At 58.3% G+C, this 9,846-nt stretch carries 11 protein-coding genes; all 11 read left to right on the top strand.

Features of this window, described 5'->3' with window-relative positions:
* Positions 1-860 (top strand): phosphotransacetylase (locus ACLQ7H_RS14130; RefSeq protein ID WP_411753215.1); only part of this gene is annotated, 860 nt, incomplete at its 5' end.
* A 51-nt stretch (positions 861-911) separates the two neighbouring features.
* Positions 912-1,205, top strand: coding sequence for an ethanolamine utilization microcompartment protein EutM (gene eutM / locus ACLQ7H_RS14125; protein WP_308870478.1), 294 nt, complete (start codon positions 912-914; stop codon positions 1,203-1,205).
* Between the two features lie 84 nt (positions 1,206-1,289).
* Complete coding sequence (eutN, locus tag ACLQ7H_RS14120) at positions 1,290-1,577, top strand: ethanolamine utilization microcompartment protein EutN (RefSeq protein WP_308870477.1); 288 nt, start codon at positions 1,290-1,292, stop codon at positions 1,575-1,577.
* A 26-nt stretch (positions 1,578-1,603) separates the two neighbouring features.
* The gene (locus ACLQ7H_RS14115; protein WP_411753217.1) at positions 1,604-3,013 is read left to right on the top strand and encodes an aldehyde dehydrogenase family protein; all 1,410 of its coding nucleotides are present in this window, start codon (positions 1,604-1,606) and stop codon (positions 3,011-3,013) included.
* Between the two features lie 13 nt (positions 3,014-3,026).
* Positions 3,027-4,229, top strand: coding sequence for an iron-containing alcohol dehydrogenase (locus ACLQ7H_RS14110; protein WP_411753214.1), 1,203 nt, complete (start codon positions 3,027-3,029; stop codon positions 4,227-4,229).
* Positions 4,230-4,428: 199 nt separating this feature from the next.
* Positions 4,429-5,841 (top strand): ethanolamine ammonia-lyase reactivating factor EutA, encoded by a 1,413-nt coding sequence (eutA, locus tag ACLQ7H_RS14105; RefSeq protein ID WP_411753213.1) that lies wholly within the window; start codon positions 4,429-4,431, stop codon positions 5,839-5,841.
* A 12-nt stretch (positions 5,842-5,853) separates the two neighbouring features.
* Entirely contained in the window at positions 5,854-7,215 is a 1,362-nt protein-coding gene (locus tag ACLQ7H_RS14100) for an ethanolamine ammonia-lyase subunit EutB (protein WP_411753212.1), read from the top strand.
* Positions 7,216-7,284: 69 nt separating this feature from the next.
* Positions 7,285-8,103 (top strand): ethanolamine ammonia-lyase subunit EutC, encoded by an 819-nt coding sequence (gene eutC / locus ACLQ7H_RS14095; RefSeq protein WP_411753216.1) that lies wholly within the window; start codon positions 7,285-7,287, stop codon positions 8,101-8,103.
* A gap of 12 nt (positions 8,104-8,115) precedes the next feature.
* Positions 8,116-8,775 (top strand): ethanolamine utilization microcompartment protein EutL, encoded by a 660-nt coding sequence (gene eutL / locus ACLQ7H_RS14090; protein WP_411753211.1) that lies wholly within the window; start codon positions 8,116-8,118, stop codon positions 8,773-8,775.
* Positions 8,776-8,787: 12 nt separating this feature from the next.
* On the top strand, positions 8,788-9,270 hold the full coding sequence (locus tag ACLQ7H_RS14085; protein ID WP_411753210.1) for a BMC domain-containing protein: 483 nt from the start codon (positions 8,788-8,790) through the stop codon (positions 9,268-9,270).
* A 119-nt stretch (positions 9,271-9,389) separates the two neighbouring features.
* Positions 9,390-9,846, top strand: a 457-nt coding sequence (locus ACLQ7H_RS14080) for a DUF4140 domain-containing protein (protein ID WP_411753209.1), incomplete at its 3' end; no start/stop codon positions are given.

Genomic DNA, 9,846 nt, shown 5'->3' with positions numbered 1-9,846 from the left:
CCCTGCGGCATTTTGCCCATAGCCAGCGCATGACTATCGACGGGCTTACGGTGGTTGACCCGCAAAATGCTAACGGTTGGTGTACGGAGTTTGAGCAACGCTTGAACCAGCGCCTTGGCGATAAGGCTCCGGACAACGGAGCGGAAAAATTGCGCCAGCCGCTGTGGTTTGCGGCGGCAATGTTGGCAGCGGGCAAGGCCGATCTGTGTATCGCGGGCAACTTATCCTCCACCGCCGCCGTATTGCGGGCGGGCTTGAGGGTTATCGGCCTGCAACCGGGGGTGAAAACGTTGTCTTCGCTGTTCCTGATGTTGCCGCCCAAGCCAGGGGAAATATTAGGGTTTGCCGATTGCAGCGTGGTGCCTCAGCCCACAGCGGCCCAGTTGGCCGATATCGCACTCAGCAGTGCGGTGACATATCAGGCTATCACCGGAGAATCCGCACGGGTGGCGATGCTGTCATTTTCGACCTGGGGCAGCGCCAAGCACCCCAATGTCGCTTGCGTACAACAGGCGACCGAACTGGTTCGCGCACGGGCTGCGGATCTCTGCGTGGAGGGCGAGCTGCAATTTGATGCCGCGTTCTCACCCGATGTCGCCAGCCAGAAAGCGCCGGGCAGCGTGCTGGCCGGGCGAGCCAACGTTATGGTCTTCCCCTCCCTTGAGGCAGGCAATATCGGCTACAAAATCGCCCAGCGACTGGGGGGCTATCGGGCGTTGGGGCCGCTGATCCAGGGGCTGAATGCGCAGATGCATGACTTGTCCCGTGGCTGTAGCGCTCAAGACATTATCGAACTGGTATTGGTAGCACAAACCCAGTGTCAGGCTGTAGAGCAGCCGGTATTGGCTACGAGTCAATAACAGAGTCATCAAACCGGTCCCAAGCAGGGATCTCACAACGAGGAATACATCATGGAAGCATTGGGAATGATCGAAACCAAAGGGCTGGTTGCGCTGATTGAAGCATCGGATGCCATGGTTAAAGCAGCACGCGTCAAGCTGGTGGGGGTTAAGCAAATCGGTGGTGGTTTGGTCACGGCGATGGTTCGGGGCGACGTAGCTGCCTGTAAGGCCGCCACGGATGCGGGTGCCGCTGCGGCACAGCGCATTGGCGAACTGGTCTCGGTCCATGTGATCCCACGCCCACACGGCGATCTGGAAGAAATTTTCCCGATCAAAATGTCCAACGACAACCCAATTGACTAAACCAGCGACGTGGCATCGCTTCAGGGTGCCACGCCTGATGGGTTCTGCCTGGGCAGGGCTATCTCAACGCGCAAGGAGGTGAATATGAAGCTGGCCGTGGTGATAGGGCAGGTCGTATGCACCGTGCGGCATGCGGGTCTGGAACATGACAAATTGCTGCTGGTGGAAACCATCAACCGCCAGGGCGAACCGAGTGGCGAATGTGCCGTGGCGACTGACAGCATCGGTGCCGGTAACGGTGAGTGGGTGCTGGTGGTCAGCGGTAGCTCTGCACGTTGTGCCAATCACAGCGGGACTTCACCGGTCGATCTGAGCGTTATCGGCATTGTGGATGAGGTCGCCATGGGCAGTCAGGTTATTTTTCACAAATAGCGCAGTGACGGGGGCAAAGGGTGAGTATTGACCAGAAAGAGATTGAGCAGGTGGTGAAAGCGGTGCTGGCTGGCATGGGAGCCATGCCGCCGGTAGCCCAACCGCCGCAGAGCAATGGCAATGGGGTGTTTGCCTCACTGGATGATGCGGTTCGTGCGGCCATGCAGGCTCAGCAGGCATTACACAGCGTTGCGATGCGACAACTGGCGATCGCGGCAATTCGTCAGGCTGGCGAACAGCATGCCCAGCTACTGGCCGAAATGGCGGTGGAAGAAACCGGCATGGGGCGTGTGGCAGACAAATACGCCAAAAATGTGGCTCAGGCGCGTGGAACTCCCGGCGTGGAGTGTTTGCAGCCACAGGTGCTGACTGGCGATCGCGGCCTGACCCTGATTGAGAATGCGGCCTGGGGCGTGGTGGCTTCGGTAACGCCGTCCACCAACCCGGCGGCCACGGTGATCAACAATGCTATCAGCATGATTGCGGCGGGCAACAGCGTGGTATTCGCGCCCCATCCGGCGGCTAAAAAAGTATCGCAAAAAACCGTCAGCCTGCTGAACGAAGCGATTATGGCCGCCGGCGGCCCAGCCGATCTGCTGGTTACGGTGGTTAATCCCGACATCGAGACGGCCCAGCGGCTGTTCAAATACCCCGGCATCGGTCTGTTGGTCGTCACCGGAGGGGAGGCGGTGGTGGAAGCGGCACGCAAACACACCGACAAACGGCTGATCGCCGCAGGAGCAGGTAATCCCCCGGTGGTGGTCGATGAGAGTGCCGATATTGCGCGTGCGGCCTGTGCCATCGTGCAGGGGGCATCCTTTGATAACAACCTTATCTGCGCCGATGAAAAAGTGCTGATCGTGGTGGAGAGCGTTGCCGATGCGCTGCTGGCTGAAATGCAGCGCCATCACGCGGTGCTGCTGACGGCGGAACAAGTGCGTCAACTGATGCCGAATCTGCTGAAAAATATTGATGAAAACGGCAGAGGCCAGGTCAGCCGCGATTGGGTTGGCCGTGATGCGGCGAAAATTGCAGCCACCATCGGGCTGACTGTCAACGGTGAGACCCGGTTGTTGCTGGCCGAGACTGATGCCCAGCATCCGTTTGCCGTGACCGAAATGATGATGCCGGTGCTTCCCGTCGTGCGCGTACCCAACGTCGATCAAGCCATCGCGCTAGCGGTGAAGCTGGAAGGCGGTTGCCACCATACGGCGGCGATGCACTCACGCAATATCGAGCATCTCGACCGGATGGCCAATGCCATCAACACCAGCATCTTTGTCAAAAACGGCCCCTGCATCGCTGGTCTGGGCTTCGGCGGGGAGGGTTGGACCTCTATGACCATTACCACACCGACTGGGGAAGGGGTGACATCGGCACGAACCTTTGTGCGCCTGCGCCGTTGCGTGATGGTTGATGCGTTACGCATTGTCTGACAGGGAGGTAGCTATGTCTGTTGAGAATACTCCGGCCGAAAAGGTGCAGGCGGCAATCTATCACGCTCTGGACATGGTGAATGCTCGCCAGGTCAGAGAGTTTACGGTTCCTCCTGCCACGCTGATGGGGGCGGGTGCGGCGGCCCGCAGTGGGCAGGCGCTGGCTGAACGAGGCATACAACGGGTGTTCGTCATGGTTGATGCCAACCTGCATCTTGCCGGTAAGACACAAGGCGTGTTGCGTAGTTTGCAACAGCAGAGTGTCGCCAGCGAGATCTGGTCGTGCCCAATAGGGGAGCCAGTCGATACGGACGTGTTGGCCGCTGTGCAGCAATTACGCCAGTTGAACTGTGACGGTATTCTGGCTTTCGGTGGCGGATCGATACTGGATGCGGCCAAGGCGGTCGCGGTGTTGGCCGCCAATCCATCGCTTGCTCTGGTGGATTGGCAACCCGGTGCTCGCCTGGCTCCGCGTCTGCCGTTGATCGCCATTCCGACCACGGCAGGAACCGGTTCTGAGGCCACCAACGTTGCCGTGATCATCTCGGCTGCGGCACATCATAAACAGGTGTTGGTGCATGGGATGTTGATCCCCGATCTGGCGATTATCGACGCCAGCCTGACGATAGGCGTTCCGCCGCCCATTACAGCAGCGACCGGTATTGATGCGCTGACCCATGCAATAGAAGCCTATGTGGCCAGTAACGCTACGCCGCTGACCCGCAGCCTGGCAATGCGTGCGATTAGCCTGATTGGCGAAGCCCTGCCACAGGCGGTGGGCCAGGGGCAGGATATTGCCGCCAGGGAGGAGCTGATGTTGGCTTCTTATATGGCGGGGATGGCGTTTTCCAATGCCGGATTGGGCGTCTGCCATGCCTGTGCGCATCAGATTGGGGCCGCCTATGGCATCCCGCACGGCTTGGCGAATGCCATCATGCTGCCGGCGGTGATGAAGTTTAACCGTCTGGTTTGCAAGACGGGCTATGCCGACGTTGGCTATGCCCTGACCGGACGGGCAGGAAGTGCTGCTGATGCCATCCTGGCGGTGGAGCAATTGATCGCCGAGGTTGAGCTGGGCGTCGGTTTGACGCAGATGGGGGGTAAGGAGGCGGATTTTGCCGGGTTCGCCAAGGCCGCGATGCAGGATGCCTGTATTCGCACTAACCCAAGAGCCGTGACTGAGGATCAGATTGTGAGGCTGTATCGGGATTCGTGATGTGACCCCTCACCCTAACCCTCTCCCACAGGGAGAGGGGACCGATCGAGCTGGCTGTGTGAGCGGTTTTATTCTGAGGGTGAGGAAATAAATTGAATGTGTTGGTATTCAAGCTAATCAAGAGCACGGACTTGGCTCCCTCTCCTTGGGGAGAGGGTTGGGGTGAGGGAGATTGGTTTGATAGTCAGGAGACTGGGTCATGAAGATCCTCGAATTGCTTAGCGTAGGCATAGACGTGGGCACCACCACCACTCAGGTGATCTTTTCGCGCTTGTCGTTGGTCAACCGTGCCGCCGCTTCCCAGGTGCCACGCTATGAGTTCATCAAGCGAGAGATCGTCTGGCAAAGCCCGGTGCTGTTCACGCCCATCGAGTTCTCCGGTCAGCTGCGAGAGGACGAACTGCTGGCGCTGGTGCTGGCCCAGTATCAGGCGGCAGGCATAGCGCCTGAGCGCGTGGCAACGGGTGCCATTATCATCACCGGCGAAACGGCCAAGGCTCACAATGCTCGTGCAGCGGTAATGACCTTATCCCAGCAGTTGGGGAACTTTGTGGTGGCTACCGCTGGGCCGCATCTGGAATCGGTGATTGCCGGTTTTGGTTCGGGGGCCCAGGCGCTATCAGCCAGCAAACTGGTGCGGGTGTTGAATATCGATATCGGCGGCGGAACGGCCAATTACGCGCTGTTTGACGCCGGGCATACTCAGGCCTCCGCCTGCCTCAACGTGGGGGGGCGACTGTTGGAGACGGACGTGCATGGTCAGGTATTGCGGGCGCATCCGCCAGGCCAATGGATTGCCGATGCCATCTTTGGCAGCCATACCGACGTACAGCGTTTGACTCCAGCCCAACTGCGGCAGATAGCCGACCGCATGGCTCAGTTGCTGTGGGAGATCATTGTCGGCCAGCCATCTGAGCTGGCTAAACGCTTGCTGATGACGGAATGCCTGTCCGCAGGAGGCAATTGGGACGCGATCACGCTTTCCGGCGGCGTTGGCGAGTGTTTTCGTCACATTGATGATGATAACCCATTCCGCTTTGGCGATATTGGACCGCTGTTGGCGCAGGCGATCCGCCGTCACGCCGGGTTTGCTGCGTTGCCGATGCAGATCCCCAATCAGACGGTGCGTGCCACGGTGATCGGTGCCGGTGCACATACGCTGTCGCTGTCCGGCAGCACCATCTGGCTGGATGAGGTGGCGTTGCCCCTGCGCAACGTCCCGGTGGTACAGCCACAGGAAAATGAAACTCAGCCGCTGTTGGCCCGATGGCAGCAGGCGTTGCAGCTGTTGGATCTCAACGCGCAGCAAGACCTCTATGCGCTGGCATTACCGGCTTCATGGCCGGTGAGTGCGGCTTCGGTACAGCTGAGCATCGCGGCACTGCAGAGTTTCTCGCAGCTTTATCCCAACGCATATCCGCTACTGGTGATCGCCAGCCAGGATTTTGGCAAGGCATTAGGCATGTTATTGCGGCCATTAATGGCACAACGTCAGTTAGCGGTGATCGACGAAGTGGTCACCCACACTGGCGATTACATTGATATAGGTTCGCCGTTGTTTAACGGCGCGGTGGTGCCGATCACGGTCAAATCACTCGCCTTTCCTTCCTGAGGGAACGTAATTATGAAGCTGAAAACCCAGCTGTTTGGCAAGTCGTATCAGTTCAAGGATGTTAAGCAGGTGCTGGCGAAGGCCAACGAACTGCGCTCGGGGGATTTGCTGGCCGGTGTGGCGGCAGAAAGTGCTCAGGAGCGAGTGGCGGCCAAGCAGGTATTATCGGAGATGAGCGTAGCGGATATCCGCATGAACCCGGTGATCCCTTATGAACAGGACTGTGTGACGCGCATCATCCAGGATGATATCAACGAGACCGCCTATGCCAGGGTTAAAAACTGGAGCATCGGCGAACTGCGGGAATATATCCTGCGCGATGAAACCACGGTCGATGATATTGCCTGGCTGCGTAAGGGGATCAGCTCCGAAGTGGTCGCCGCCGTTGCCAAACTCTGTTCCAACGCCGATTTAATCTATGGCGGCAAGAAAATCCCGGTGATCAAAAAGGCCAATACCACCATTGGCCTGCCGGGGACGTTCAGCGCCCGCCTGCAACCCAACGATACCCGTGACGGGGTGCAGAGCATCGAAGCGCAAATCTACGAAGGACTGTCGTTTGGCGTCGGCGATGCGGTGATTGGAGTCAATCCGGTGACCGACGATGTGGATAACCTGAGCCGGGTGTTGGACACCATTTACCACGTGATCGACAAATTTGCCATTCCGACGCAGGGGTGTGTGTTAGCCCACGTGACGACACAGATTGCGGCGATCCGGCGCGGTGCACCGGGAGGGCTGATTTTCCAGAGTATCTGCGGCAGCGAAAAGGGGCTGAAAGAGTTTGGTGTCGAGTTGGCGATGCTCGATGAAGCCCGCGCCGTAGGGGCAGAGTACAACCGGATCGCTGGCGACAACTGCCTTTACTTTGAGACCGGGCAGGGGGCGGCGCTGTCTGCCGGTGCGCATTTCGGGGCCGATCAGGTCACGATGGAGGCGCGTAACTATGGCCTGGCGCGTCATTACGACCCGTTCATGGTCAACACCGTGGTGGGCTTTATCGGCCCTGAGTATCTCTACAACGACCGGCAAATTATTCGTGCGGGGCTGGAAGATCACTTCATGGGCAAATTGAGCGGCATCTCGATGGGCTGCGACTGCTGTTACACCAACCACGCCGATGCCGATCAGAATCAGAATGAAAACCTGATGATATTGCTGGCTACCGCGGGGTGTAACTTCATTATTGGCATGGCGATGGGGGATGACATCATGCTCAATTATCAGACCACCGCGTTCCATGATACCGCCACCGTGCGCCAACTGCTGAACCTGCGGCCAGCGCCGGAGTTTGAACGCTGGTTGGAGCAGCGGGGGATCATGGCCAATGGCCGGTTAACCGCCCGCGCGGGCGACCCCTCAATGTTCTTCTGACTCTTGCCGAGGTAAGCCAACATGGATCAAAAACAGATAGAAGAGATTGTACGCAACGTAATGCAGCAAATGACCTTGCCCACCGAGGTGGCAGCGGTGCCAGAAATTGCAATCAGTGCCGAGGGTTGCACGTTGGATCTCGGTTCCAACGAAGCCAAACGGTGGATTGGCGTGCAGGAATCGCAACACCCAGAAGTGCTACAGGAATTGCGTAATAACACGGCGGCTCGCGTCTGCATTGGCCGCAGCGGGCCGCGGCCGCGCACGTTGGCGCTGCTACGCTTTTTGGCCGATCACTCACGAGCCAAAGATACGGTGTTGAAAGAAGTGCCGCAGGAGTGGGTACAACAGCAAGGGTTGCTGGAGGTCCAATCAGAAATCAATGACAAGAATTTATACCTGACACGCCCGGATTTGGGGCGTCGGCTGAGCCCCGGCGCGGTCGAGGTACTGAAAACGCAGTGCAAAGCCAACCCGGATGTCCAAGTGGTGATTTCCGATGGCCTGTCGACCGACGCCATCACCGCCAACTATGAAGAGATCCTGCCAACCTTGCTGCAAGGGCTGGAATTGACGGGAATGAAGGTAGGAACGCCGTTCTTTGTGCGCTATGGAAGGGTCAAGATTGAAGATCAGATCGGTGAGCTGCTGGGGGCCAAAGTAGTGGTGCTGCTGGTGGGTGAGCGGCCGGGGTTGGGGCAGTCGGAAAGCCTGTCGTGCTACGCGGTGTATTCACCCAAAGTGGCGACCACCGTGGAGGCAGACCGCACCTGCATTTCCAATATTCATCGCGGGGGAACGCCACCGGTAGAAGCGGCGGCGGTAATTGTCGATCTGGTGCAACGGATGCTGCAACAGCAGGCATCTGGCATTCATCTTAATCGCTAGCGGGAGGCCCAGGTGCCAGCATTAGACTTGATCAGACCCAGCGTCAAAGCCATGCGTGTGATTGCCTCGCTGCATGAGGATTTTCGCCGTGAGCTGCAACTGCCCGCCTCGATCCGTAGCCTGGGATTGTTAACTGCCGACTCTGACGATGTGGCCTACATCGCCGCCGATGAAGCCACCAAACAGGCGCAGGTTGAAGTGGTTTTTGGGCGTTCGCTGTATGCGGGGGCCGCACATAGTCCTTCTCCCAGCGCGGGTGAGGTGTTGATTATGCTCGGTGGACCCAATCCGGCGGAGGTTCGGGCAGGGCTGGACGCGATGGTGAATACCATTGAGCAAGGGCCAGCCTTTCTATGGGCCAACGATGCGCAGAATACGGCCTTTCTGGCGTATCTGGTGTCGCGCAGTGGCTCTTACCTCTCTGCGGCTGCCGGAGTGGCCTCGGGGGAACCGCTAGCCTATCTGGTCGCGCCGCCGCTGGAGGCCACTTTTGGCATTGATGCGGCGCTGAAAGCCTCCGGGGTCAGGCTGATGTCTTATGTGCCACCGCCGTCGGCAACCAACTACTCCTCCGCCTTTATGGCAGGCAGCCAGGCGGCCTGTCAGGTGGCCTGTCAGGCGTTCAGCGCGGCAGTGTTGGACATCTCGCGCTGTCCGATTCAATGCGCATAACGGGAAGATAAGATGATCAACGCATTGGGGTTGCTTGAAGTTTCTGGTCTGGTTGCTGGTATTGATGCGGCGGATGCGATGTTGAAGTCAGCCTCGGTAAGGTTGCTGAATCATCAGGTGCTGGATCCGGGGCAGGTAACGCTGGTGATCGAAGGAGATTTCGCCGCCTGCCGCGCGGCGTTGGACGCCGGTGTCGCCGCTGCCAATCGCACAGGGAAGGTGATCGGTTGCCAGACGATGGGCCGACCGGATAGGGATACGGAGTGGTTGGTGATGCATCTGCAAGGCGCAGCACCTCAACGCCCCCAGCCGAAAGGATTATGCCCACAACCCCTGCAGGCAATGATCCGCAACCAGCGGCAAGGTATGACGGCAGGTGAAGTCGCTGCTCTGTTGGACTGCCCGTTGGACGCCGCGCGTTTGGCGTTGGAAAAGCTGTATCAGGCCGGGTTGTTACGTAAGCGCAGCAGCCGCTATCGGATTCAAAAAGCGTGATCTGCCGTTTCCTACATGCCCCCTGAAACGTGGCGATCTTTCAGAAAAATCACCACCAGGCGGCATGCTATAATTCGTCGATATTCTGCACGGAACCTCTTTGTTAAGGATAAATGACGATGACCCTCTTCCCTGGATTTAAAACCACGCTGTTGGCGGCCTCGGTGCTGTTGGCCTATTCCGGCCTGGCGCAGGCGCAAAACGTGACACTCAACGATGTGACGGTCTTTATTCGCGGTGCCGAGTTATTCAACAGCAGCAAAGTGACGCTACCGGCGGGGGAAAGCGAAGTCGTCTTTACCAATATTGCCAGCGGGCTGAATGAGCAGAGCCTGATGCTCGATGCCGATAACGGTGTGGTCGTGCAATCTTTCAGCATAAAACGCGACTTTCTAACCGAGCATGTGTCGCCTGAAGTGGAGCAATTGACCAAACAGATTGATGATGAGGTGCGCGAGCAAAGCAAACTTAACGTGCAGCGGGAAGTGATCCAGGCGCAGCTGGCGGTGCTGGAAAGTAACCGGGCGTTGGGTTCGGAAAAAGAGGGCGCTTCCGTTGAGCAGGTTAATCAAATGC

Origin of the sequence: Serratia sp. (in: enterobacteria), assembly GCF_046715635.1 — a bacterium.
Taxonomy (GTDB): Bacteria; Pseudomonadota; Gammaproteobacteria; order Enterobacterales; family Enterobacteriaceae; genus Chania.
The sequence above is the reverse complement of the archived record's forward strand: the minus strand, read 5'-3'. Positions and strand labels throughout refer to the sequence as shown.

Coding starts and splice junctions, on each gene's coding strand:
- eutM (WP_308870478.1), top strand. CDS start 912: ATGGAAGCATTGGGAATGATCGAAACCAAAGGGCTGGTTGCGCTGATT.
- eutN (WP_308870477.1), top strand. CDS start 1,290: ATGAAGCTGGCCGTGGTGATAGGGCAGGTCGTATGCACCGTGCGGCAT.
- ACLQ7H_RS14110 (WP_411753214.1), top strand. CDS start 3,027: ATGTCTGTTGAGAATACTCCGGCCGAAAAGGTGCAGGCGGCAATCTAT.
- eutA (WP_411753213.1), top strand. CDS start 4,429: ATGAAGATCCTCGAATTGCTTAGCGTAGGCATAGACGTGGGCACCACC.
- ACLQ7H_RS14100 (WP_411753212.1), top strand. CDS start 5,854: ATGAAGCTGAAAACCCAGCTGTTTGGCAAGTCGTATCAGTTCAAGGAT.
- eutC (WP_411753216.1), top strand. CDS start 7,285: ATGACCTTGCCCACCGAGGTGGCAGCGGTGCCAGAAATTGCAATCAGT.
- ACLQ7H_RS14085 (WP_411753210.1), top strand. CDS start 8,788: ATGATCAACGCATTGGGGTTGCTTGAAGTTTCTGGTCTGGTTGCTGGT.